The following is a 23,873-nucleotide window of genomic DNA, read 5'->3' as shown; positions in this document are numbered from 1 at the left end:
CCCGATCGGACGTCGCGCATCCGCGCGACGGACTCATGCCGCATCGCCGCGCAAGGCGCGCACCGCTGTTTCCAAGCTTTCCGCGGTCGCCGTATGGCCGTCCACGGGGGCTGCCACGGCGACCTCGATGTGCGCGCGGAAGCGCCGCGGCACGCGCATGCGACCCAGGCGAGTGTCGCGGCGGCTCCACATGCTGGCCCACATGCCGCGCAACGCCATCGGGACCACCGGAACGGGGCGCCCGCTTTCATAGGTGCGCTCCAGGATGCGTTCCACGCCTGATTTGAACGGCGCGATCCCGCCGTCCTTGGTCAACGCGCCTTCCGGGAAGATGCCGACCAACTGCCCGTCCGCCAATGCCGCGTCGATCTCGTCGAACGCGCGTTGCATCAGCTCCGGATTCTCCTTGGCGCCGGCGATCGGGATCGCCTTGGCCTGCTTGAAGATCCAGCTCATCACCGGGATGTTGAAGATCTTGTAATACATGACGAAGCGCACCGGTCGCGGGATCGCCGCCGACAGGATCAACGCGTCCATGTAACTCACGTGGTTGCAGACCAGCAACGTGGGGCCTTCATCGGGCACGTTCTTCTCGATGCCGTGCAGGCGCAGCCGGTAGAGCGCGCGCACCAGCACCCAGCTCAGGAAGCGCATCAGGAATTCGGGCACGAGCGTGAAGATGTAGATCGCCACCAGCGCGTTGGCGATCGCCAGTGCCAGGAACACCTGCGGGATGCTCAGCCCGGGCATGGCGATGCGGTGGCCGAACAGCGTCAGCTCCTTCATCTGCAGCGCGATGCCGAGCACCGCCGCCAGCACGATGAAGGCGGCGTTCTGGATGTTCATGCCGGCGATGACGCGCGAGATCTCGTCCTTCGGCGTGCGGCTCTGGATCAGCGCGAACAGCGGCACCACGAAGAAGCCGGTGAACAGGCCGATACCGACCAGGTCGATCATCAGGCGATAGGTGCCGGCCGTATGCAGGAAGCTGCTCAACGTCAGCCCGGTCACGGGCGGCGCACCGCTGCGCGCGAAATACAGATCGATCAGGAACGCGCTGATGCCGAACGCGCCCAGCGGCACCAGGCCGATTTCCACCGTGCGCCCGGAGAGCTTTTCGCACAACAGCGAACCCACGCCGGTGCCGACGGAGAACAGCGCCAGGCAGAACACATAGACCGTGGTATTGCTCGGCATCGCGCCGAGATTGACGACGGCGTAGCTTGGCAGCTGCGCGGTGAGCACGGTGCCGATGAACCAGAACCACGACACGCCCAGCACCGAATTGCGCACGGCGGTCTGCTTGCGGGTGAGTCCCCAGATCGCGATGGATTCCGGTATCGGATTCCAGTTGATCTTCAGACCCGGCGCGCCCGCATCCACCTGCGGGATCATGCGCGAGACGAGATTGCCGGTGATCGCGAGCAGGATGATCGCGACGGCCGCCACCACCGTGCCATGGCTGCCGGCGATGGTGAAGATCAGGCCGCCGAAGATCATGCCGACGAGGATGGAGATCGAGGTGCCCATCTCCACCAGGCCGTTGCCGCCGGTCAGCTCCTCGGGTTTCAGCACCGAGGGCAGAATCGAATACTTCACCGGCCCGAATAGCGTGGACTGCACGCCGGTGCAGAACAGCGCCACCAGCAGCAGCGGCATGTTCTGCAACAGGAAGCCAACAGCCGCCACCGACATGATCACGATTTCCATCATCGTGGTGACGCGGATCAGGCGCGACTTCTCCAGCTTCTCCGCGAACTGGCCGGCGATCGAGGAAAACAGGAAGTACGGCAGGATGAAGATGGCCGGCGCCAGATTGGCGTAGAGCGTGCGGTCGGCATCGGCGACGGCCAGATAGCCGAGCAGGCCGATGATGGCCTGCCGGTACACGTTGTCGTTGAACGCGCCGAGCGCCTGGACGGAAAAGAAGGGCAGGAAGCGGCGTTGCCGCAGCAGTTCGAACTGGTTGTGTGCCATGCGGCCTCCGCGCAATTGCGCGCAAGCCTAACGGAATCCGTTGTTTCCTGCGCGGCTACCCCTGGCGTATGGCGCAGGGGGCGCGGTCATGCTTGTTCGCGTTCGATCGCCCGCCAGCCGATGTCGTGCCGGTGGAATTCACCCGGCCACGAAATGCCCGCCACCTCCGCGTACGCGCGCTTCTGCGCCTCGGCGACCGTCTCGCCCAGCGCACAGACGCACAGCACGCGCCCGCCGGTGGTGACGACGCTGCCGTCGGCCAGCTTGGTGCCGGCGTGGAAGACTTTGGTGTCGGCCACGTCGGGCACGTCCCACTCGTTGATGGTGTCGCCGGTGCGCGGCGTGCCGGGATAGCCCGCCGCCGCCATCACCACGCCCAGCGACGGGCGCGCGTCCCACTCGGCCTCGGCATCGTGCAGGCGGCCGTCGATCGCCGCCTCGACCAGATCGAGCAGGTCCGAGCGCAGGCGCAGCATCACCGGCTGCGTTTCCGGATCGCCGAAGCGCACATTGAACTCGATCACCTTGGGCGCGCCCTGCTTGTCGATCATCAACCCGGCATAGAGGAAGCCGGTGAACGGCGCGCCGTCGGCGGCCATGCCGCGCACGGTCGGCATCACGACTTCGCGCATCACGCGCGCATGCACGTCCGGCGTCACTACCGGCGCGGGCGAGTACGCGCCCATGCCGCCGGTGTTCGGGCCGGTGTCGCCGTCGCCGACGCGCTTGTGGTCTTGCGACGTCGCCATCGGCAGTGCGGTCGTGCCGTCGACCATGGAGATGAAGCTGGCTTCCTCGCCGTCGAGGAATTCCTCGATCACCACGCGCGCGCCCGCGGCGCCGAAAGCATTGCCGTCGAGCATGTCGGTGATGGCGTTTTCCGCTTCTTCCAGCGTCATCGCCACGATCACGCCCTTGCCGGCGGCCAGGCCGTCCGCCTTGATCACGATGGGTGCGCCTTTCGTACGGACGTAGGCAAGGGCGGCGTCGACGTCTGTATGCACCGCGTAATGCGCGGTGGGAATGCCGTGTCGCGCCAGGAAGTCCTTGGCGAAAGCCTTGCTACCTTCCAACTGTGCGGCGGCGGCGGTCGGCCCGAAGATGCGCAGACCCTGTGCGCGGAAGCGATCGACCACGCCGGCCACGAGCGGGCCTTCCGGGCCGACGACAGTCAACGCCGCCGCCTCGCGCTTGGCCAGATCGATCAGCGCATCGAGATCGGTGGCCGCGACATCGACGTTGCGGCATTTGTCCTCACGCGCCGTGCCGGCGTTGCCGGGCGCGACGATCACTTCGCTGATGCGCGGGGATTGCGCCAGCTTCCATGCCAGAGCGTGCTCGCGACCGCCGGAACCGATGACGAGGATTTTCATGAGAAGAGTCCCTCAGCGATGGAGATAACTGACAGCTATGAACAAAAGAAAGATATGCCGGAGAAAACGAAGCCACAGGGACAGGCGCTCATTTCGCTCTGTAGTTTCCCAGCGATAACCCTTTCGGTTTGCTTTTTGAAGTATGCGATTAGTGCCCACAGGCCGGTCCTTAGGGGAAGCCGGTCCTTAAAATACATACAAGAAAAGGGATGTGTTGCAGATAATGCTGTGGATAACTTTCCGGACGTTCGAAGGTGCGTGGTAAGGCCCGCTACTTCTACCTTACAAAGCGTGAGAAGCACTGAAATTAGTGCCTGAAATGCCGTACACCGGTGAACACCATCGCCATGTCATGTTCATCCGCGGCGGCGATCACCTCGCCATCGCGCATCGAGCCGCCAGGCTGGATGACGGCACGGATGCCGACGCCGGCAGCCGCGTCGATGCCATCGCGGAACGGGAAGAAGGCATCGGATGCCATCACCGATCCCGCCACCGTCAGCCCCGCTTCCTCGGCCTTGAGGCCGGCGATCTTGGCGCTGACGACGCGGCTCATCTGTCCCGCGCCGATACCGATGGTGCGCTGATCCTTCGCATAGACGATCGCGTTGGACTTGACGAACTTGGCCACGCGCCAGGCAAACAGCAGTGTGTCGAGCTCGGCTTCGGAAGGCGCGCGTTTGGTCACGACCTTCAGTTCGTCGCGCGTCACTTCGCGGATGTCGGCGCTTTGCATCAGCAGGCCGGAGCCGACGCGCTTGACGTCGACATTGTTGCGGCCGTCGCCATGCGGGATGCGCAGCACGCGCACATTGGCCTTTTTCTTCGCGTAGTCCAGCGCGCCCGGCTCGTAGTCCGGTGCGATCAGCACTTCCACGAACTGGCGGTCGAGAATGACCTTCGCGGTCGCCGCATCCAGCGTGGTGTTGAAGGCGATGATGCCGCCGAACGCGGAGGTGGGATCGGTGACGTAGGCAAGTTCATAAGCATCGCCGCAAGCCGCGCCCGTCGCTACGCCGCAGGGGTTCGCGTGCTTGACGATCACGCAGGCGGGTGCTTCGAATTGGCGCACGCATTCCCAGGCCGCGTCGGCGTCGGCGAGGTTGTTGTAGCTCAGTTCCTTGCCCTGCAGCTGCGTGAATGTGGCGAGCGTGCCGGGCACGGGATACAGGTCGCGATAGAACGCGCCCTGCTGGTGCGGATTCTCGCCGTAACGCAGGTCCATCACCTTGACGAAGGTGCCGTTCGCCTGCGCGGCGAACGTCGCGCGCGTGCCGTCGGCCCTTATGGAAAGTCCGCACAAGGATGTGTGGGCTTCTGTGGAGGGATCCACATACGACGAGAGATAGTGGCTGATGCAGGCATCGTACTGCGCGACGCGGTTGAAGGCGGCGACGGAGAGCGTGAAGCGTGTCTTCGCCGACAGTGTGCCGTCGCTCGCCTGCAGTTCCTCGAGCAGGCCGGCGTATTGCGCCGGATCGGTGGCCACCGCGACGCGCGCGTAGTTCTTCGCCGCGGCGCGCAGCATGGCCGGGCCGCCGATGTCGATGTTCTCGACGATCTCCTCGAGCGAGCTGTTCGGATTCGCGGAGACTTCCTCGAACGGATACAGGTTCAGCACCAGCAGGTCGATCGGCGCGATGCCGTGTTCGGCCATCACCGCATCGTCGGTGCCGGCGCGGCCGAGCAGGCCGCCGTGGATTTTCGGATGCAGCGTCTTGACGCGGCCGTCCATGATTTCGGGGAAGCCCGTGACTTCGGAGACGTCGCGCACCGGTATTCCGGCCTCGCGGATCGCCTTGGCGGTGCCGCCGGTGGAGAGCAGTTCCACGTTGCGCGCGGCGAGCGCGCGGGCGAGATCGATCAGTCCGGTCTTGTCGGACACGGACAGCAGCGCCCGGCGGATGGGCAGACGGTCGTTGGACATGTGGGGTGGGGGACGGCGGCGAGGCCGCAAATTATAGAGGAGCCGGGCTGGGGTGGCCCGGATGGGCCTTCCCGTGGCTCGTTATTCGCCGAAGGTGGGAATGACGCGCAAAAGCATTGCCGAGGCGCGGAGTCAGTCCAAACCGTAATCGCGCAGCTTCTTGCGCAGCGTGGCGCGATGAATGCCGAGCATGCTGGCGGCGCGGCTCTGGTTGCCGTCGCAATGGTTCAGCACTTCTGTGAATAGCGGAATCTCGAGCTCGCGCAACGCGATCTCGTACAGATTGTCGGTATCGCTGCCGTTCAAGTCGCCGAGATAACGGCGCACCGAATTCGCGACGTGCTCGCGCAGCGGCGCGCGGGCACCGATGCGGCTGGCGTTGTCGGAGCGTTCGGCGTTCAAATCGGCTTCCCGTGAATCTTCGCACCCGCCGTTCGCGACGGGGGGACGAGTCTAGCGCGCCCGAGGCGGGGACGCCAATGTGATCTGCGTCAGAGCGTAAGCGTCGATTACTGCAATGCGAAATCGAAAGCCACGCTGCGCGCCGCCGGTTCGACGACGTCCATGGCGATGGATGCGGTCTGACCGCTGGCGAGCAATGATTGTTGCGGTGCGGCGCCGAGATACTCGCGCACGGTGAATACGCGCGCGGCGACCGGATTGCCGTCGATGTCCGACAAGATGAGCTGCAGACGCGGCCAAGGCTGCGCCCAGCGCGCATCGTTGCGGAACGTGGCGGTGACGCGCAGAACGCCGGATTTCTTCGGATGCGCCTGCACGTCGCGATCGATCAATACGAAAGCGGCGGGCTCGCGCCATGGCGGCAGCGAGCAGCGCAACACGTTGCAGACCGCGGCGACGACCGGACGCCAGCCTGCATCCGCCGCGAGGCGGTTGCGATCGGCCAGAAGCAATTGCAATGCCAACAGCAGTGCGAGCGCGGCGATGGCGGCTGGCAATTTCCAGCCATGCGTGCCTTGCGCTGTTCCCGGCATGTCGACGGAACGCACGAAACTGGGCGCGGATTTTGCTTGTGTTTTTGCTTCTTTGCCGCGTGTCGGTTGTGTTGCCGGAACTGATGCGGCTACGGGCGCGGGTTTGTCGTCATCCGGCGGCGATTGTGCCGGCTGTGTGGGTTCGGGCGCGGGAGCGATGTCGTCGATCGTTTCGTTGTCGGAAGTCGCTGCGACGGCAGTCGCAGTGACAGCACCGGCGACTTCATCGTTCGTTTCGGCGACATCGGCGGCGACGGCATTCGCGGTTGCCGCCTCCACTCCCGGCGACGGCGTTTTCAGGAAGTTGGAGAAGTTATGCAGGAACGATTTCGACGCCGGCGCGCTGGGTGGCGTGGCAGGCGCGGTGCCCGGCAGGGTGACGACGAGAGCGGCATCCTGCGAAGCGGTGTTCGGGGTGGTGTCGGGTTTCGGCGCCGGATTTTCCGTCGTTGCCTTCGACTGTCCGGTCGGTGGGGGCGTGCCCGCATCTGGTTGCGTCGCTTCGGCCGCCGTCACGCTTTCGGGTGCTTCGCGCAGGCGCGCGGAGCAGCGCGGGCAGCGCTCGGGCGGTTGGCCGGTCGCCAGGTCGGTGGCGACCAGGGCGCGGCATTGCGGGCAGTTGATGAACATGGGGCGGTTATTCAATCACAGCCGGCGCACCGCGGGATCATGCGGGCTAAAGATCAAGCGACTTGAGATCAGGTCGCGCGGCGCACGCCGTCGATGCGTACCCAGTCTCCGTCGATGCTGACGTACAGGTCGTCGAACCAGGCGGCGTAGCGTTGCAGCAGCGCGTCCTGCTGGCCGTCGAGGATGCCGGACAAGGCGATGTGCCCGCCGGGCGCGACGCGCGCGGCCAGGAGGTCGGCCAGTGCGTCCAGCGCGGAGGCGAGGATGTTGGCGACGACGATCGGGTATGTCGCCGCGGGCGGTTCGTCTTGCGGCAGATGCACCGTGAGCGCGTCGCCGACGCCATTGCGTTCGGCGTTGTCGTGCGTGGCGATCAGCGCCTGCGGATCGTTGTCGACGCCGACCGCCTTCGCCGCGCCCAGTTTCAGCGCCGCCAGCGCCAGGATGCCGCTGCCGCAGCCGAAATCGAGGATGGTCTGGCCCTGTAGCCGGCCATCCGCGGCCAGTGCATCGAACCAGCGCAGGCACAACGCCGTGGTCGGATGCGTGCCGGAGCCGAAGGCGAGGCCGGGATCGAGGCGCACCACCGCGGCCTCGGGCGTTTGCGCTTCCGTTGGCACATCGCAATTCCACGGCACGATCCAGACGCGTTCGCCGAAGCGTAGCGGCACGTACTGGTCCATCCAGGCACGTTCCCAGTCCTGATCCTCGACGCTGCGGAAACCCGCCTGCGTCCAGTCCAGTTCGGGATCGAAGGCTTCCAGCGCGGCGAGCAGCAGCAGGGCATCGGCATCGTGCGGAAACAGCGCGGTCAGCGTGATCGAATCCCACAACGGCGTCTCGCCGACGCCGGGTTCGAGGATGGCGTGCTCGTTCGAGGTGTCCGCATCGGCGTCGAGCATCGTCACCGCCAGCGCGCCGACGTCGTCGAGCGCGCGTTCGTAGCGGGGTTGTTCGGATTCGCGGCAGCGGAGGCTGAGTTCTAGAAACGGCATCCGCTCAGGTTAACCGGGAGCCGCGACCGTTAACAGCCTCAACTGCCTGTCTTAGGCGCCCGGCACCAGCGTCGCGACCGTGTATTGGCGCGGGGTCGCCGCGTTGTTCGCCGACAAGGTCGCCGTGCCCGCGACCGGCGCCTTCGGCGACGTGAACGAGAACGCGTACAACGTGCCCCACCACAAGGTGCTGGCGGTGCCGCTGACGTTGCTCCACTTCAGGCTGCCGCCGCTGTTGGAGAACGACCAGTTGTTGCCGGCGCTCAAATCGCCGTCGCGGAACAGCAGGTCGGTCGCCTGCGCGGCGCTGGCGGTGGACAGCGCGAAGCTGTCGAAGCCCTGGTTGGAGATGATGCGCAGGTTCGGTTCCGTGCCGGAGGTCTGCGCGAAGGTGAAATCGAAGTTCATCACCGCGTAGTGATAACGCCAGTAGCCGTTACCGAGATTGAATGCCTTCACCGCCACCTTGGCGTGCGCACCGTCGACGACCAGTTCCTGATTCTTCTTGTTCGATGCCGGCAGTGCATCGGCGGCGAACCAATGATCGATGGCGGCGCCGAGCTTCTCTTGGATCTCGTTGACGCTCCACGCACTGCCGGTCCATCGGTGCGTGATCTGCTTGGTGGACATCGAGTTGTAGATGTTGATGTCGCCGCGCGCGAGATACCAGGATTCGAACAGCCAGTTGGCGCCGTTGTTGCGGCTGGGCGCGATCTGCGATTCGTTGACGATCAGGCGCTGGTAGAAATTGTCCGTCGCCGGCGAGGCATTGGCGGTGCCGTCGCAGTTGGTGTCGAAGCTCGAACCGCAACGGCCCCATTGGCCAGTGGCGGGCAGAAGTTCCGAGCGCGGCGACAAGCCGTTGTTGCTGTCGTTGTGGCTGGTCGAGTATGTATCCATGCAGCCACGGCCGAGGATGTGGGAATCGTGGTCGTCGGTGTCTAGGCATTCGCCGTTGGTGGTGAGAAAGGCGTGCTTGATGCCGGAGCGACCGATCTGCTCGAGGCTGCCGTCGGGGTTGTAGCGGTACATGTTCCAGGTCAGGTACGGGTGCTGATCGTTGTTGTACGGCGCGAAATTGCCGGAGAACTTGCTGTACCAGGGAATGCCGGCGGTGTAGCGCGCGCTGCTGGTGCCGAGCGGATCGTTGGCGATCGTCGGTTGCAGGCTGCCGGCGTTGACGTTGTTCTTGAGCGTGGAGGAAGGCGTGAACACGACGCGGCCGCTGCCGTATTCGCCGGTGCAGCCGCTGCAGCGCGTGTACTGCACCGTGGTCTGCTGCATGAAGAGATCGTTCTGATAGGTGCCGCCGTCGGGCGCGGGATCGCCGGCCCAGTGGATGCCGCCGGCGAGCGCGGCGTTCGCCGTGCGAGCGCCGGTGGTCGAGCGCGCGGGCAATTGCAGCTGCACTTCACCGATCGTCCAGCCGGCGACTTCCGGCATGCCCAGGCGTTGCGCGAGGCGCCGGCTGATGCGCAGATCCGAAGTCGGAACGGACAGCGAACCGTCCTCTCGCAGTTCATGCATGATGCGATCGACCTGGAACCAGGCGATGCCGTCGGCACCGACGAGATCGAACGCCAGCGCGCTTCGATCCTTGCCGTTCTGCCTGGGCACGAGACGGAAGCCGCTCAGGTCGAGCTGTCCCTTGCGCAGCGCCAGCACGAAGCCGCCGCGCGCCTGCAACGATCCGCCGGAGAATTCCCGCACGTAGCCCGAGCGCACGCCGAAGCGCAGCGTCTGTGCCGGCTGCAGGGCGAAATGTTCGCTGTCATCTTTGCCCTGCGATGCGCCTGCGGCCGGTTGAATGCGGATGCCGAGGTCGCCCGCCAGTTCGCGATTCCAGCGGATGCCGACGTCACCGCCTTGGGTGATCGCCGACTCCGTCGCGGAGACGGTGGGCGTGATCGGCGCACTGCCGCGGACGAGCGCGTAGGCGGCGCCGGAGCCAATGGTCGCCAAGGTGGCGAGGAACAGGAGATTGCGGCGGAATGACATGTTGCGGTCCTCTCAACGTGGGTGAGTCCATGAGGGGCCGGGAGCATAAGGACGCCGGGATGAAGGTTTTCGTCACGTTTTGTATGTGACGAATGGCGTAGTTGCCGCGCAGGGTCACAATAGGGCGTGCAAGGTACTTCTTCCGCATGCGGCGGAAGGCATGTTCGAGCGTTCGCGGCGGTCATGATGGCGTTCTGGACGGCGCCATCGCGAAGATCATCGTTGTGGATGATCACGCACAGCCAATTGGTTTTCCCAGAAAAATCCGCGGCCTTGTCGAAGGCGATTCGCCGGATCAGTGCGTAACTTCACGCAAGGCGGAGATCGCCGAAGGCGCGTCGAATCCGTGCCGCGGCTTCGGGTGCGCGTGTGACGAGCAACGCGTCGAGTGCATGCAGGTCCTGCGTTGGTGCTTCCTTCTCGCGGACCTTGGATCGGGAACTCGAAGATCAGACGATCGAGAGCGATTTCTCCTTCCGCTCCGCCAGCCGCTTCTCGAGGTAGTGGATGTTCTGTCCGCCCTGCTGGAAGCCGCCGTCGGCGAGGATGCGCTGCTGCAGCGGGATGTTGGTCTTGATGCCGTCGACGACCATCTCGGAGAGCGCCACGCGCATGCGCGCGATCGCCTGCGCGCGCGTGGCGCCGTGGACGATGAGCTTGCCGATCATCGAATCGTAGTTCGGCGGCACGCGATAGCCTTCGTAGACGTGCGAATCCACGCGCACGCCGGGGCCGCCGGGGGCGTGGAAGTGCTGCACGAGGCCGGGCGAGGGCAGGAAGGTGTCCGGATCCTCGGCGTTGATGCGGCACTCGATGGCATGGCCGCTCAGCACAACGTCTTCCTGCTTGATCGACAGCTTGTGGCCGGCGGCGATCATCAACTGCTCGCGCACCAGATCGATGCCGGTGACCATCTCGGTGACTGGATGCTCCACCTGGATGCGGGTGTTCATCTCGATGAAGTAGAAGCGGCCGTTCTCGTAGAGGAACTCGAACGTGCCGGCGCCGCGATAGCCGATGCGGATGCAGGCTTCCACGCAGACGCGGCCGATCTCGGCGCGCTGTTCCGGCGTGATGCCGGGCGCGGGCGCTTCCTCCACTACTTTCTGGTGGCGGCGCTGCATCGAGCAGTCGCGTTCGCCGAGGTGGATGGCATTGCCCTGGCCGTCGGCCAGCACCTGGATCTCGACGTGGCGCGGGTTCTCGAGGAATTTTTCCATGTACACCATGTCGTTGCCGAACGCGGCCTTGGCTTCCGACTTGGTGGTGGCGATGGCGTTGTTGAGCGCGGCCTCGGTGTGCACCACGCGCATGCCGCGTCCGCCGCCGCCGCCGGCCGCCTTCACGATCACCGGATAGCCGATCTCGCGCGCGATCTTGACGTTGGTGGCCGCATCGTCGCCGAGGGGGCCGCCGCTGCCGGGCACGCAAGGCACGCCGGCGCTCTTCATGGCGCGGATCGCTTCGACCTTGTCGCCCATCAGGCGGATGGTGTCGGCCTTCGGGCCGATGAAGATGAAGCCGCTCTGCTCGACGCGTTCGGCGAAGTCGGCGTTCTCGCTGAGGAAGCCGTAGCCGGGATGGATCGCCTGTGCGTCGGTGACTTCCGCCGCGGCGATGAGCGCCGGCATGTTGAGGTAGCTCTCCGAGGAGGGCGCGGGGCCGATGCACACCGACTCGTCGGCCATCGCCACGTGCTTGAGGTTGCGATCGACGGTGGAATGCACCGCGACCGTGCGGATGCCCATGGCGTGGCAGGCGCGCAGGATGCGGAGCGCGATCTCGCCGCGGTTGGCGATTACTACCTTGTCAAGCATGTTTCATTTCCCATGTAGTCGTTCCGGCCCATCGGCATGGCCGATGGGCATTCGCGGGCTCGCGGCAGTGCCGCGCGAAATCCCCGCTCACCCAATCACGAACAGCGGCTGATCGAACTCGACCGGCTGTCCGCTCTCGCACTGAATGGCGAGCACGGTGCCGGAGACGTCGGCCTCGATGGGGTTGAACATCTTCATCGCCTCGATGATGCCGAGGGTATCGCCGGCCTTGACCGTGGCGCCGATGCTGACAAAGGCGGGCTTGTCAGGAGCAGGCGAGGCATAGAAGGTGCCGACCATCGGCGCGCGCACCACGTGGCCGGCCGGCAGTCCCGCATTGGGGTCGGCCGACTTGCTGCCGCCGGTGGCGGCTTCGGTGGGCGAGTGCATCGGCATCGGCGTCGCCGCAGGCGGTCCGGCATGGACGACGGTGGGCGCGGCGACCGCGTAGCCGCCCGGCTCCAACAAGCGCGAAGGCGCGCGCGCCAGGCGCACGGACTCCTCGCCTTCTTTGATTTCGATTTCCGACAGATTCGACTCTTCGAGCAGATCGATCAGCTTCTTGATTTTTCGCAGGTCCATGATGGCCTCGGTGGGTGAAGGGCCGCGCTCTGTCGATGCCCTATCGGCATCGACAGCGGACCTGAACGCCCGGCCATGGATGGCCGGGCCGGACGGCCCGCAAGTCACGGAGCCGCGCCATGGAGGGCGGCGGCATGGTTGGAGAGTAGGAAACGGACATCTTGATCGCGCGTCTACCTGTCAACTTTGCCAAGCCGCCCCATGGCGGCCTCCAGCGCGTAACGATAACTGTCCGCACCGAAGCCGCAGACCACGCCGACCGCGAGGTCGCTGAAGTAGCTGGTGCGCCGGAACGGCTCGCGGCTGTGCGGGTTGGACAGATGCACTTCGATGAACGGGATGGCCACCGCCGCCAGCGCGTCGCGCAAGGCGACCGAGGTGTGGGTGAAGGCGGCCGGGTTGATCAGGATGAAATCGGTGCCGTCCGCGCGGGCGGCCTGGACGCGATCGACCAGGACGGCCTCGGCGTTGGACTGCAGGCTCTCCAGCGCATGGCCGGCGGCGACGGCCTGGGCCCGGAGCCCGGCGTCGATCTCGGCGAGCGTGGCACGGCCGTAGACCTCCGGCTCGCGGGTGCCGAGCAGATTGAGGTTGGGGCCGTGCAGAACCAGCAGTTTGGCCATCGGAACCGGTTGTCGGGGGACGTCGAGACAGGCGCGCAGTCTGCGGGAAGTGGGGGATGCTGTCCAGATCGACGAAGTTTGTGGCGATTCGCGCGATTTAAGCGCTTGTTTGATTTTCGATCGCCATCCTTGGCGCGACAATCAAACTCCGGGTCGTCCGGCCCGGACATCCATGGCCGGACGTTCGCGAGCGCAGCCGATGCCGATAGGGCATCGGCTAATCGCGCTCACTCAGCCCAATCGTCGATCTCGCCCTTGCCGAACGGCCCGATGCGCTGCTTGAGCAGGCGACCGTCGGCAGAAACGAGCACCGAATAGGGCAGGACCCCCTTGGGATTGCCCAGGCGCACGCCGGCATCGGCGGGGCCGGCGGCGTCGACCAGGATCGGATAGGTCACCGGGACGCGGCCGAGGAAGTCGCGCACGGCGGCGGCCTCGTCCAGGGCGATACCGACCACTTGCGTACCGTTGTCGCCCTGTTGTGCATGGAAGCGTTGCAGTTCCGGCATTTCCTCGATGCAGGGACCGCACCAGCTGGCCCAGACGTTGATCAGCACGGGTCGGCCGGCATAGGCGGCGGGAACCTCGACCTTACGGCCATCGAGTGACGGCACGATGAAGCCCGCGATCGGTTCGCCGCGCTTGGCGATGCTGATGCCGGCCGGCACGGGCGGCGCGCTCGCGTCCATCGAGGATTGCAGGAGGCGCTGGCCGAGTTCGCTGCCGAGGAAGGGGCCGGGCCCGTTCATGGCGAGGCTGGCGATGGCGCCGAGCGTGCCCGCGGCCAGCGCCACGAGCACGATTTTCGTGCCCGAACGCATCACTTCGCCCCGTGCGCGCGCTGCACGCGCGCGACGAAGGCCTCGGCTTTTTCGAAACCCACCAGGCGCAGACCGCGCTTCTCGGTCGCATCCGCGAAGAACAACGTGCCCGGCGGTCCGATGATGCCGAAGCGCTTCATCAGCGCCTGGTCGACTTCGTCGTTGGCGGTGACGTCGGCCTTCAGCAGCACGAAGTCGGCCAGCGCCGACTGCACCGCGGGATCGGTGAAGGTGTACTTCTCCATTTCCTTGCACGATACGCACCAGTCGGCATAGAAGTCGAACATCAACGGCCTGCCGGCGGCTTGCGCGGCGGCGAGTTCGCGGTCGAGATCCTGCGTGGACTTGATGGTGCGGAAGGCAAGTTCGCGATGCTGCGCGCCGCCGCCGGGCGTGCCGATGAAAGGCGCGCCGGCCAGTGGTTGCAACGGATCGCGTCCGCCACTGAGCGCGCCGAGCAATTGCGCCGCGCCGAAGATCGCCAGCACCAACCCGGCGAAGCGGGCGAGCCAACGCACACGCTCGCTGTCGTGACGCGTGCCCGCGAACGCCCACGCCGCTGCCGCCAGCGCGATCAATCCGTACAGGGCGAGCGTCACCGGCTCGGGCAGGATGCGCGAGAGCATCCATGCGGCGAGCGCGAGAAACACGAAGCCGAAGACGCGCTGCACCGTCGTCATCCACGGCCCGCTGGTCGGCATGCCGCGACCGGCGGCCGCGCCGAAAGCGAGCAGCGGCACGCCCATGCCCATCGCCAGCAGGAATAGCGCGGTACCGCCAAGCACCGGATCGTGGGTCTGGCTGATGTAGAGCACGCTCGCCGCCAAGGGCGGAGCCACGCACGGACCGACGATCAACGCCGACAGCGCGCCCATCGCGGCGACGCCAAGCATCGAACCGCCGCGCTGCTTGTCGCTGATGTTGCCGAGCTTCGCGCGCAGCGACGCCGGCAGCTGCAGCTCGTAAAGGCCGAACGAGGACAGCGCCAGCGCCACGAACAGCAGGGCGAACAGGATGAGCACCCAGGGGGTCTGGAAGGCGGCCTGCAAATTCGCGCCGACGAGGCCCGCGATCACGCCGGCCACCGTGAACACCAGTGCATTGGCCAGCACGTAGACGAACGACAGCCACAGCGCGCGTGAGGTGCCCAGGCGCGTGCCCTGGCCCGCGATCAGGCCGGACAGGATCGGGATCATCGGCAGCACGCAGGGCGTGAAGGCGAGGCCGAGGCCGCCGAGGAAGAACCAGAGCAGCGTGAGCCAGCGATTGTCGCCGGCGAGGCCCGCCGCGAGTCTGACGTCCTCGGCTTGTTCGGCGCCGACGGCATCCTGCGCGTTCGTCTGCGTGGATGTTGTCGCGAGCTCTGGGGAAGCAGTCGCTGCTTCGGCGGATGACGATGCGACCGCAGTTGCCGCGGATGGATCATTGCTTGCGTCGGGCTGGCTCGTCGCGGTCGCGGATGCCGTCGGGATTTCTTCCGTAGCGGTGACGGTGCCCGCCGGCAACGCCACCGAAATCTTCCGCGTCATCAGCGGATAACAGATGCCCTCGTCCTGGCATCCCTGGAAACTCGCGGTGAGCACCACTTGTTGCGCGCCAGCCTTCGTGCGACGCAGCGGCAGCGGCACTTCGACCTGATTGAAATACACCACGACATTGCCGAAGTGCTCGTCGCGATGCAGTACGCCCTTCGGCCAGCGCGGCGCACCGAGCGTGATGCCGTCGGCGGCGAGCTTGAGCTGCGTCTTGTCGCGATACAGGTAATAGCCGCGTGCCGGCGTGAAGCGCAGCAGCAGCGTGTCGCCGCCATCGGCGATGGCTTCAAAGCCGAATGCCTGTTCCGGCGGCAAGGGCAGCGGATCGCTGCCGGCGACAGCGTCCGCGGCGGGAGTGAGCGGGCGGCGTCCGCCCAGCGCAGCGCCGAGCGCGGCGAAGCTGCCATCGCCCGTGTTGTTGGTTCCGGCGGTGTCGCTGGCGGCGTTCGAGGCCGCAGGCAGCGCGACGGTCAACGTGCGTGTCTGCGGCGGATAGCACACACCGGCATCGGCGCAGCCCTGGTAGCCGATCTTCAGCGCGATGCTGCCGCCATCTTTTATAGAGCCGCCGGCGGACACGACCGGCACATGACCCGTCAGCTGCTTGCGATAGGTTTCGACGCGCCCGAAGAACTCGTCCTCGTGCGGTTCGCCGTTCGGCACCGCGATCGCGCCGAGTTTGGCACCGTCGGTTGCCGAGACCTTGATGCGATGCCGGTAGAGGTAATAGCCGTCGGCGATTTTCCAGCTGAATTCGATGCGGCCGTCCTCGGTCGCCTTCGCCGTGAGCGCGAAGGCCTCGTCGACGGGCAGCAGATCCTTCTCGTCGATCGCGGCCCAGGCGGCGATCGGCAGCAGGGAGAGGGCAAGAGCGACCAGGGCGACAAAACGTCGCAAACGCCACGACATCGGCTTCAAATCTCGGCTCCGGAACGGGATATATGGCGGCCCGGCTGCAAGACGTCCGTGCGCGGCTCCACGCTTCGACCGTCGACGCGAGCGGGAGTTCGGCCGGAGGAAGGGCGAGGGCGGGGAATTGGCCGATTCGGAGCAGGCAAGTTCGGCATGATCGGGACGGGCGGGCCTGCAAGCCTACTCATGCGCCTGCCTGCTGTCATGAGCCGATGTTCCGGCCGGCGCCGGATTCGGGCGGTAGCGCCGGCCGTTCCGCGTGTGCTTCGGGATAGGACAGACGGGACATGACGGATGGCCTGAAAGGCTATGTGCGCTGACATCTCACGCTAATCGGCTCTCTCGCAGGCGATGCATGATCCAAACGCGCGATCGCATCCGATCGCGCGCCACCGCATCACGATGCCGCTGCTTCATGTCGATGCGTGGTGAATACCTAGTCAGGTCAAAAAAACAATTCGCAACATTGCCTCGGGAGGGCAACATGCATAGGCAAATCACAGCCTTGATCCTGCTGTTCGCGTCCTTGGTTTTTCCGGGAGGCGCGGCCGCGCGCCTGCCGGCGCCTTACGGCACCCTCTATCCCTTCACCCTCGTCGCCGCGACGAACTGGAACGGCGATCCCGCAGGCGCCAACGACTGGAATTGCAAACCCAGTGCCGAGCACCCGTATCCGGTGGTGCTGGTCAATTCGACCTTCCTCACCGCGTCGGTGAACTGGACCAGCGTCTCGCCCTATCTGCGCAATCGTGGCCATTGCGTGTTCGCCTTCAACTACGGGCGCCAGCCTCCGTATGACATCCCGCCGGGCATCAACGGCATCGGACCGGTGGCGGACAGTGCCCAGGAGACGAAGACCTTCATCGAGCGCGTGCTCGCCGCCACCGGTGCGCGGAAGGTGGACATCGTCGGCCATTCCCAGGGCGGTGTGTTGCCGCGATACGTGATGCAGCATCTTGGTGGCGCCGATGACGTGCACAGGATGGTGCTGCTGTCGTCGCCTTTCCGGATCGACGCCGCCGGATTCGGTGATGAGTACGAGGACCTGCTGTATCGTCTGCTCAAGCTGGTGCGGCCCGAGGCCTATCAACTGCTGGCGGACATCGCGCCGATTCCCTCGCTCGTTGAAATCTTCACGCCTTATTTCTGGGATTCGCTCAATGCCGTCGATCACGGCCTCGCGCATCAGGTCGACTTCGTGCAGATCACCTCGAAGTGGGACGAGATGTATCTGCTCGCCGGCACCACGCCGCCCGTTGGCGCGAGCAATGCGCGTACCTACTACGTGCAAGACGCGCAGTTGGGGGAATGGGTGCCGTGCCTGGCGGATTTCTCCACGCATTTCGCCATTCCCTACACGCGCAGGGCGGTCGCGATGATCGGCAACGCGCTCGATCCGGCGCATGCGGTGGACCCGCCTTGCGACGTGGTGCCGTTCTACAGTCCTTGAATCCGTGGCGGCGCCGGCCACGGCCGGCGCCGCATCAGGCATCACGATTCGGGCGTCGTTTCCGCGCGCACCCAGTCCAGATACGCCGGCAATCCGCTCGCGGCTTCGATCGCGACGACTTCGGGTAATTCGTAGGGATGCAGCGCGCGAATGCGGGTGGTGAGCGCATCCATGCGCGCTTCCACCGTCTTGATGATCAGTTGTACTTCACTGGCGCGCTCGATCGCGCCCTGCCAGCGATACACGGAATCAATGGCAGGCAAGATGTTCACGCACGCCGCCAGCCGCTCGCCGACCAGCGCCTCGGCGATGCGCGATGCACTGTCGTTGTCGGGGCAGGTGCAGAACACGATGCGTATGTCGGACATGGCGCGCCTCTTGAAGAGCAGCACGGTTCTAGAACAGCGTGAGTCTAGCGAACCCGAACCCTCGGCATGGAACAGTGTGTTCAGTGTCACACGCCCGCGAATCGCTTTAATCGCGCGCCCCACACACCCAGATACCGCGGCGTGATCCTCCTCCCCCATCGAGGCATCCGTGATTCGCAAGCTCATCGCCAGACAATGGCGACCGGCGGCGCTGCTGTTGCTTTTGCTGAGCTCCGCTTTGATCAGTCCCGCCGCCTTCGCGCAGTTCGAGGCCCACGGCGGCGTTTCCGTCACCACCGGCGGCGAGGCGACCAGCGTCGTCGCGGTGGCTTGGGTTCCCGAATGGCGCCGGTTCGAATACGCCACGCTGCGTGCCGAGGTCGGCGCGATGTACTTCGACGGCCGCCATGTGCGTGGCGACCGTGACCTCAACGAAGGTGTCACGGTCGGCTATCTCGGCGCGCGGCTCGAGTTCGACAGAGGCTGGCTGCTGGGATTCGGCGTCGGTGGGCAATCCGGTCATACCGACGCCTTGTCGGGCTCTCCGCAGTTCGTGAGCAGTGCGGGGTGGCGTCACGATCGCTTCTCGCTGATCGTGCGTCACGTCTCCAACGCCAGGCTGCACGAGCCGAATGGTGGCGAGACGATGCTGTTGGCCGGTTGGCGTTTCTGAAACGACGGCTTATGAAATGACGTTTCTGAAATTGCCTTTCTGAAACGCCTGTATCAGCCGCGCGCCGTCGCCGCGCCGAGGAGACGATCCCAGCGCGGCGGCGTGCCGATCGTTTCCTGCAGGAAATCGATGAAGACATCGACCTTGCGTGGCCGATACTCGCGACCGGGATAGACGGCGTAGATGCCGATCGGCACCAGATTCCAGTCCGGCAGCACTTCGCGCAGGCGGCCGTCGGCGAGCTCCTCCGCGACCGCGAAGGTGGCGCTCTGCAGGATGCCGTGGCCTTGCACCGCGGCGTCGACCAGCGGCATGCCGTAGTTCGACTTCAGGCGGCCGTGCACGGGCACGCGTATGGGCTCGGTGCCGCGATGGAAAGTCCAGGTCGAAGTCGCGTCGAAGAAGGTGTAGTGCAGGCAGTCGTGTTCGACCAGATCGCCCGGCGTCTTCGGCGTGCCGCGACGCTCCAGGTAGTCGGGCGCGGCGACCAGGATGCGTCGCGTGTCGGCGAGGCGCCGCGCGACCAGGCGCGAATCGGTCAACGCGCCGATGCGGATCGCCAGATCGAAGCCTTCACCGACCAGGTCGACGAGGCGATCGTCGAAGCGCGCGTCGACTTCGATGCCCGGCCATCGTTGCAGGAAGTCGGACAGATGCGGCATCACGTACAGCCGCCCGAAGTTCATCGGCAGCGACACGCGCAGTTCGCCGCGCGGCTGCGCCGACAGATCGCGCGCGCGTTCCGCGGCGGCGGCGATCTGTGCCAGCGCCGGCGCGATCTCGGCGTAGTAGTGGCGGCCGGGTTCGGTGAGGCTCAGCCGCCGCGTCGAGCGATGCAACAACTGGATGCCCAGCCGGGTTTCGAGCGTCCGCAGTCGGCGCGTCACCGCGCCGGTGGTGATGCCGAGCTGGCGCGCGGCCGCGGTGAAGCTCCCCTGCTGGAGGATCGTCTCGAAGGCTTCCAGTTCCGCGTACAGTCCGCCGAGCATTGTTGAGTTTTAAGCAATGATTATTTGATTTAATGATCGTATATCAGCGAATGATTCAATAATAGGCTGCGCACCTCACTTCCCGGAGGTCGCTCATGGATGCCTACGAACTCCAAGGCCATACCTTGGACAGTCTGCGCCGGCTGCTGCTGCCCACCCCGTCGCCGGGCCCCGGTGAGGTCGTGGTCCGGGTCGAGGCCGCCTCGGTCAATTACCGGGATTACGCGCTCGCCACCGGGCGTTATCAGTCGTCGCTGCCGCGGCCGTTCGTGCCCTTGTCGGACGGTGTCGGCCGGATCGAGGCGGTCGGGGAGGGCGTCGAGGATCTGCGCATCGGCGATCGCGTGGTCGGGCTGTATGCCACCGCGTGGCAGGACGGCCCTTTTCGTTCGGCCTATCACGCCAGCAAGCTCGGTGGCCCGCTCGATGGCTGGCTCGCGCAATACATCCGCCTGCCGGCGAACGCCGCGCTGCGGGCGCCGGAATTCCTGGATGTCGAACAGGTGTCGGTATTGCCGGTGTCCGGCCTGACCGCGTGGACGGCGCTGCGACGGTTGCAGCTGCGGCCCGGAGCGCATCTGCTGGTGCAAGGCACGGGAAGCGTCTCGCTGATGGCGCTGCAACTCGCCGTCGCCGACGGCATCGACGTGATCGCCACCACCAGCGACGAAGCGAAAGCAGAGTTGCTGCGCACGCTCGGCGCGCGCGCCGTGATCGACTACAAGCGCACGCCGGACCTGGCCGCGGTCGTGCGCGATCTGACGGATGGCCGCGGTGTCGACGGCATCGTCGATGTCGTCGGCGGTAATGCGCTGCTTGCTCTGCTCGATGCGGCGGCCGACAACGCGCATATCGCGATCGTCGGCTTCCTGCAGGGCTTCGAGGTCAACGGCAACCTGATCGCACCGATCATGTCGCGCCAGCTCAACGTGCACGGCGTCAGCGTCGGCGGCCGCCGCGATCTCGAGGATTTTCTCGCCGCGGTCGAACGGCATCGCATCGAGCCGGTGGTCGGCGCCGTGCATGGATTCGATGACGCCGTGGCGGCGATCGCCTCGATCGGCAGCAACCGTGCGATCGGCAAGCCAGTGATCCGGATGGATTGATCGCCGATGGAAAGCGATGACGCGATGCCTTCGCTATTTCACACATCACGACTTTTTTGTACGAGGAATTTGAATCATGGATCTGCAACTGACAGGACGCGCGGCATTGGTGACGGGTGCCAGTTCCGGTATCGGTGCCGGAGTGGCGCGCGTGCTGGCGGGCGAGGGCGTGCGTCTCGCGCTCACCGCACGCGACGTCGACGGCCTGCGGGACTTGGCGGATGAGCTGCGCGCGGCCGGTCATCCCGAGCCGGTTGTGCTGGAAGGTGATCTCACCGATCACGAACAGATCATTCGCGTGGCGGCACAGGCCCACGCGGCGCTCGGCTCGATCCACATCCTGGCCAACTGCGCGGGTGGTTCCCGGCCCACCGACTTCCAGAGCGACGAGACGGTCTGGGAGGAAGCCTTTGCCTTGAACTTCGCCTCGGCACGCCGTCTGACCCAGCTACTGCTCCCCGGCATGCTCGCCCACCGCTGGGGACGTGTGATCAATATCAGCGGTTCGATGGAGCCTCGCCGCCTCAATGCCGCCAGCGCCGCCAAAGGCGCCTTGCACCTGTGGTCCAAGGGGCTGTCCTGCGATGTGGCGTCCGAAGGAATCACGGTCAACTGCATCGCGCCGGGGCGGATCAGGAGCGCGCAGACCCTGGCTCGCCTGCATGCCACCGAAGCCGAGCGCCAGGAATTCATCGCGCGCAACATTCCGGCCGGCGATTTTGGCGATCCCGAAGACATCGGCCGCGTGGCCGCCTTCCTGGCTTCGCCCCTGGCCCACTACGTCACCGGGGCGGTCATCCCCGTCGACGGCGGCATGCACTACTTCGCCCATTGAGCCCGTGAGTGCGCCAGGACGGCATAGGACCATCCCGGCGTCGCCGACGACTCCCGCCCCTTGAAAAGCCGGGGCGCCCTCCTCATGTCAACGCCATCCCGGCCTCGCCGGGTTTTCTTGCCCGCGAGTTTGGCACTCGTCACATTCGACTGCTAAAATTTGCGTTTGTTTCGTCAATTTATTCTTTTCTTTCAATCATTTGCGAGGGTTGCAATGAATCTCAAGCCGCTCTACGACCGCGTGGTCGTGAAACCCGTTGAAGCCGACGAAGTCACCGCCGGTGGCATCCTCATCCCCGACAACGCCAAGGAAAAGCCGACCAAGGGCGAAGTGGTCGCCGTCGGTGAGGGCAAGGCGCTCGACAACGGCAGCCTGCGCGCCCCGAAGGTCAAGGTCGGTGACAAGGTCATCTACGGCCAGTACTCGGGCTCGTCCTACAAGCAGGACGGCGTCGAATACAAGATCGTGCGCGAAGACGACATCCTCGCCATCGTCGGCTGATCGCGCCGCGTCACACCCCAATTTCGAAATCTGAAAAATCCCCTGGAGTTTTGAACCATGGCTGCCAAAGAAATCCGTTTCGGTGAGGATGCGCGCGCGAAGATGGTGCGCGGCGTCAACGTGCTCGCCAACGCCGTCAAGGCCACCCTCGGCCCGAAGGGCCGCAACGTCGTGCTCGAGAAGAGCTTCGGCGCCCCGACCATCACCAAGGACGGCGTCTCCGTCGCCAAGGAAATCGAACTGGCCGACAAGTTCGAGAACATGGGCGCGCAGATGGTGAAGGAAGTCGCTTCCAAGACCTCCGACAACGCCGGTGACGGCACCACCACCGCCACCGTGCTGGCGCAGGCGCTGATCCGCGAAGGTTCCAAGGCGGTCGCCGCCGGCATGAACCCGATGGACCTCAAGCGCGGCATCGACAAGGCCGTCGTGGCCGCCGTCGAAGAGCTGAAGAAGCTCTCCAAGCCCACCGCCGACGACAAGGCCATTGCCCAGGTCGGCACGATCTCCGCCAACAGTGACGAGTCGATCGGCAACATCATCGCCGACGCGATGAAGAAGGTCGGCAAGGAAGGCGTGATCACCGTTGAGGAAGGTTCGGGCCTGGAAAACGAACTCGACGTCGTCGAGGGCATGCAATTCGACCGCGGCTACCTGTCCGCCTACTTCGTCAACAACCAGCAGTCGATGTCGGCCGAGCTGGATGACCCGTACATCCTGCTGCACGACAAGAAGATCTCCAACGTGCGCGACCTGCTGCCCGTCCTCGAGGGCGTGGCCAAGGCCGGCAAGCCGCTGCTGATCGTCGCCGAGGAAGTGGAAGGCGAAGCGCTGGCGACGCTGGTGGTCAACACCATCCGTGGCATCGTCAAGGTTTGCGCCGTCAAGGCGCCGGGCTTCGGCGACCGTCGCAAGGCGATGCTGGAAGACATGGCGATCCTCACCGGCGGCACCGTGATCTCCGAGGAAGTCGGCCTCTCGCTCGAGAAGGCGACCATCAAGGATCTCGGCCGCGCCAAGAAGATCCAGGTCAGCAAGGAAAACACCACGATCATCGACGGCGCCGGCGAAACCTCCGGCATCGAAGGCCGCATCAAGCAGATCAAGGCGCAGATCGAGGAAACCTCCTCCGACTACGACCGTGAGAAGCTGCAGGAGCGCGTGGCCAAGCTCGCCGGCGGCGTGGCGGTGATCAAGGTCGGCGCCTCGACCGAAATCGAAATGAAGGAAAAGAAGGCCCGCGTCGAAGACGCCCTGCACGCCACGCGTGCGGCGGTGGAAGAAGGCGTGGTCCCGGGTGGTGGCGTCGCGCTGATCCGCGCGCTGTCGGCCATCAGCGGCCTGAAGGGTGCCAACGAAGACCAGAACCACGGCATCCAGATCGCCCTGCGCGCGATGGAAGCGCCGCTGCGCGAGATCGTCACCAACGCCGGTGAAGAACCCTCCGTCATCCTCAACAAGGTGAAGGACGGCAGTGGCAACTTCGGCTACAACGCCGCCAACGGCGAGTTCGGCGACATGGTCGAGTTCGGCATCCTGGATCCGACCAAGGTCACCCGCACCGCGCTGCAGAACGCGTCCTCGATCGCCGGCCTGATGATCACCACCGAAGCGATGGTGGCCGAGCTGCCGAAGAAGGACGAGCCGGCGATGCCGGCCGGCGGTGGCATGGGCGGCATGGGCGGTATGGATTTCTAAGCCGCTGCTTCCCGCGAAGCACAAGAAAAGCCCCGCAGCGATGCGGGGCTTTTTTGTTGCCTGTGCCG

At 65.5% G+C, this 23,873-nt stretch carries 20 protein-coding genes; 6 read left to right on the top strand and 14 right to left on the bottom strand.

Annotation, left to right across the window (positions count from 1 at the left end):
* Nucleotides 1–33: 33 nt before the first annotated feature.
* The 12 genes from LG367_RS10730 to LG367_RS10675 form a co-directional block, all read right to left on the bottom strand.
* The gene (locus LG367_RS10730) at nt 34–1,977 is read right to left on the bottom strand and encodes an MFS transporter (protein ID WP_226469223.1); all 1,944 of its coding nucleotides are present in this window, start codon (nt 1,975–1,977) and stop codon (nt 34–36) included.
* Between the two features lie 86 nt (nt 1,978–2,063).
* Entirely contained in the window at nt 2,064–3,350 is a 1,287-nt protein-coding gene (purD, locus tag LG367_RS10725) for a phosphoribosylamine--glycine ligase (protein ID WP_226469222.1), read from the bottom strand.
* 307 nt (nt 3,351–3,657) lie between these two features.
* Entirely contained in the window at nt 3,658–5,277 is a 1,620-nt protein-coding gene (purH, locus tag LG367_RS10720; RefSeq protein WP_226469221.1) for a bifunctional phosphoribosylaminoimidazolecarboxamide formyltransferase/IMP cyclohydrolase, read from the bottom strand.
* A 132-nt stretch (nt 5,278–5,409) separates the two neighbouring features.
* Complete coding sequence (fis, locus tag LG367_RS10715; protein WP_226469220.1) at nt 5,410–5,679, bottom strand: DNA-binding transcriptional regulator Fis; 270 nt, start codon at nt 5,677–5,679, stop codon at nt 5,410–5,412.
* A gap of 107 nt (nt 5,680–5,786) precedes the next feature.
* Complete coding sequence (locus tag LG367_RS10710; RefSeq protein ID WP_226469219.1) at nt 5,787–6,902, bottom strand: DUF3426 domain-containing protein; 1,116 nt, start codon at nt 6,900–6,902, stop codon at nt 5,787–5,789.
* A gap of 68 nt (nt 6,903–6,970) precedes the next feature.
* Nucleotides 6,971–7,897, bottom strand: a complete 927-nt coding sequence (gene prmA / locus LG367_RS10705) for a 50S ribosomal protein L11 methyltransferase (protein ID WP_226469218.1) — start codon at nt 7,895–7,897, stop codon at nt 6,971–6,973.
* Nucleotides 7,898–7,948: 51 nt separating this feature from the next.
* Nucleotides 7,949–9,895: a hypothetical protein gene (locus tag LG367_RS10700; RefSeq protein WP_226469217.1), complete on the bottom strand. Its 1,947-nt coding sequence runs from the start codon at nt 9,893–9,895 to the stop codon at nt 7,949–7,951.
* 449 nt (nt 9,896–10,344) lie between these two features.
* On the bottom strand, nt 10,345–11,712 hold the full coding sequence (gene accC / locus LG367_RS10695) for an acetyl-CoA carboxylase biotin carboxylase subunit (protein ID WP_226469216.1): 1,368 nt from the start codon (nt 11,710–11,712) through the stop codon (nt 10,345–10,347).
* A gap of 87 nt (nt 11,713–11,799) precedes the next feature.
* Nucleotides 11,800–12,294, bottom strand: coding sequence for an acetyl-CoA carboxylase biotin carboxyl carrier protein (accB, locus tag LG367_RS10690; protein ID WP_226469215.1), 495 nt, complete (start codon nt 12,292–12,294; stop codon nt 11,800–11,802).
* A 173-nt stretch (nt 12,295–12,467) separates the two neighbouring features.
* Entirely contained in the window at nt 12,468–12,917 is a 450-nt protein-coding gene (aroQ, locus tag LG367_RS10685; protein WP_226469214.1) for a type II 3-dehydroquinate dehydratase, read from the bottom strand.
* Nucleotides 12,918–13,144: 227 nt separating this feature from the next.
* Nucleotides 13,145–13,738: a TlpA disulfide reductase family protein gene (locus LG367_RS10680; RefSeq protein ID WP_226469213.1), complete on the bottom strand. Its 594-nt coding sequence runs from the start codon at nt 13,736–13,738 to the stop codon at nt 13,145–13,147.
* On the bottom strand, nt 13,738–16,182 hold the full coding sequence (locus LG367_RS10675; protein WP_226469281.1) for a protein-disulfide reductase DsbD: 2,445 nt from the start codon (nt 16,180–16,182) through the stop codon (nt 13,738–13,740). Before LG367_RS10675 ends, LG367_RS10680 begins: the two co-directional genes overlap by 1 nt.
* A 487-nt stretch (nt 16,183–16,669) precedes the next feature.
* On the opposite strand from LG367_RS10675, the gene LG367_RS10670 reads away from it, so the two are divergent.
* Entirely contained in the window at nt 16,670–17,635 is a 966-nt protein-coding gene (locus LG367_RS10670) for an alpha/beta fold hydrolase (protein ID WP_226469212.1), read from the top strand.
* A 41-nt stretch (nt 17,636–17,676) separates the two neighbouring features.
* Here LG367_RS10670 and cutA read toward each other — a convergent pair whose 3' ends face one another.
* On the bottom strand, nt 17,677–18,003 hold the full coding sequence (gene cutA, locus LG367_RS10665) for a divalent-cation tolerance protein CutA (protein ID WP_226469211.1): 327 nt from the start codon (nt 18,001–18,003) through the stop codon (nt 17,677–17,679).
* A 169-nt stretch (nt 18,004–18,172) separates the two neighbouring features.
* Between cutA and LG367_RS10660 the strand changes: the two genes are divergently transcribed.
* Nucleotides 18,173–18,676 (top strand): acyloxyacyl hydrolase, encoded by a 504-nt coding sequence (locus LG367_RS10660; protein WP_226469210.1) that lies wholly within the window; start codon nt 18,173–18,175, stop codon nt 18,674–18,676.
* 53 nt (nt 18,677–18,729) lie between these two features.
* Here LG367_RS10660 and LG367_RS10655 read toward each other — a convergent pair whose 3' ends face one another.
* Nucleotides 18,730–19,665 (bottom strand): LysR family transcriptional regulator, encoded by a 936-nt coding sequence (locus LG367_RS10655; protein ID WP_226469209.1) that lies wholly within the window; start codon nt 19,663–19,665, stop codon nt 18,730–18,732.
* A 95-nt stretch (nt 19,666–19,760) separates the two neighbouring features.
* Here LG367_RS10655 and LG367_RS10650 point away from each other — a divergent pair, with 95 nt between their 5' ends.
* The 4 genes from LG367_RS10650 to groL all read left to right on the top strand — a co-directional run bounded on the left by LG367_RS10650 (nt 19,761) and on the right by groL (nt 23,805).
* Complete coding sequence (locus LG367_RS10650) at nt 19,761–20,771, top strand: zinc-dependent alcohol dehydrogenase family protein (RefSeq protein WP_226469208.1); 1,011 nt, start codon at nt 19,761–19,763, stop codon at nt 20,769–20,771.
* 76 nt (nt 20,772–20,847) lie between these two features.
* The gene (locus LG367_RS10645) at nt 20,848–21,606 is read left to right on the top strand and encodes an SDR family NAD(P)-dependent oxidoreductase (RefSeq protein WP_226469207.1); all 759 of its coding nucleotides are present in this window, start codon (nt 20,848–20,850) and stop codon (nt 21,604–21,606) included.
* A gap of 213 nt (nt 21,607–21,819) precedes the next feature.
* Nucleotides 21,820–22,107 (top strand): co-chaperone GroES, encoded by a 288-nt coding sequence (gene groES, locus LG367_RS10640; RefSeq protein WP_226469206.1) that lies wholly within the window; start codon nt 21,820–21,822, stop codon nt 22,105–22,107.
* Between the two features lie 57 nt (nt 22,108–22,164).
* Nucleotides 22,165–23,805, top strand: a complete 1,641-nt coding sequence (gene groL, locus LG367_RS10635; RefSeq protein ID WP_226469205.1) for a chaperonin GroEL — start codon at nt 22,165–22,167, stop codon at nt 23,803–23,805.
* The last annotated feature ends 68 nt before the right edge of the window (nt 23,806–23,873 follow it).

This window comes from Luteimonas panaciterrae, from assembly GCF_020511115.1.
In the GTDB taxonomy this organism is placed as follows: Bacteria; Pseudomonadota; Gammaproteobacteria; order Xanthomonadales; family Xanthomonadaceae; genus Luteimonas; species Luteimonas panaciterrae.
Note: the sequence above shows the minus strand (reverse complement) of the source record. Positions and strands in the feature narration are given on the sequence as shown.

Coding starts and splice junctions, on each gene's coding strand:
- LG367_RS10645 (WP_226469207.1), top strand. CDS start 20,848: ATGGATCTGCAACTGACAGGACGCGCGGCATTGGTGACGGGTGCCAGT.
- LG367_RS10655 (WP_226469209.1), bottom strand. CDS start 19,665: ATGCTCGGCGGACTGTACGCGGAACTGGAAGCCTTCGAGACGATCCTC.
- LG367_RS10710 (WP_226469219.1), bottom strand. CDS start 6,902: ATGTTCATCAACTGCCCGCAATGCCGCGCCCTGGTCGCCACCGACCTG.
- LG367_RS10700 (WP_226469217.1), bottom strand. CDS start 9,895: ATGTCATTCCGCCGCAATCTCCTGTTCCTCGCCACCTTGGCGACCATT.
- LG367_RS10670 (WP_226469212.1), top strand. CDS start 16,670: ATGCATAGGCAAATCACAGCCTTGATCCTGCTGTTCGCGTCCTTGGTT.
- LG367_RS10730 (WP_226469223.1), bottom strand. CDS start 1,977: ATGGCACACAACCAGTTCGAACTGCTGCGGCAACGCCGCTTCCTGCCC.
- LG367_RS10650 (WP_226469208.1), top strand. CDS start 19,761: ATGGATGCCTACGAACTCCAAGGCCATACCTTGGACAGTCTGCGCCGG.
- purD (WP_226469222.1), bottom strand. CDS start 3,350: ATGAAAATCCTCGTCATCGGTTCCGGCGGTCGCGAGCACGCTCTGGCA.
- accC (WP_226469216.1), bottom strand. CDS start 11,712: ATGCTTGACAAGGTAGTAATCGCCAACCGCGGCGAGATCGCGCTCCGC.
- LG367_RS10675 (WP_226469281.1), bottom strand. CDS start 16,182: ATGTCGTGGCGTTTGCGACGTTTTGTCGCCCTGGTCGCTCTTGCCCTC.
- aroQ (WP_226469214.1), bottom strand. CDS start 12,917: ATGGCCAAACTGCTGGTTCTGCACGGCCCCAACCTCAATCTGCTCGGC.
- LG367_RS10680 (WP_226469213.1), bottom strand. CDS start 13,738: ATGCGTTCGGGCACGAAAATCGTGCTCGTGGCGCTGGCCGCGGGCACG.
- groL (WP_226469205.1), top strand. CDS start 22,165: ATGGCTGCCAAAGAAATCCGTTTCGGTGAGGATGCGCGCGCGAAGATG.
- purH (WP_226469221.1), bottom strand. CDS start 5,277: ATGTCCAACGACCGTCTGCCCATCCGCCGGGCGCTGCTGTCCGTGTCC.
- groES (WP_226469206.1), top strand. CDS start 21,820: ATGAATCTCAAGCCGCTCTACGACCGCGTGGTCGTGAAACCCGTTGAA.
- cutA (WP_226469211.1), bottom strand. CDS start 18,003: ATGTCCGACATACGCATCGTGTTCTGCACCTGCCCCGACAACGACAGT.
- accB (WP_226469215.1), bottom strand. CDS start 12,294: ATGGACCTGCGAAAAATCAAGAAGCTGATCGATCTGCTCGAAGAGTCG.
- prmA (WP_226469218.1), bottom strand. CDS start 7,897: ATGCCGTTTCTAGAACTCAGCCTCCGCTGCCGCGAATCCGAACAACCC.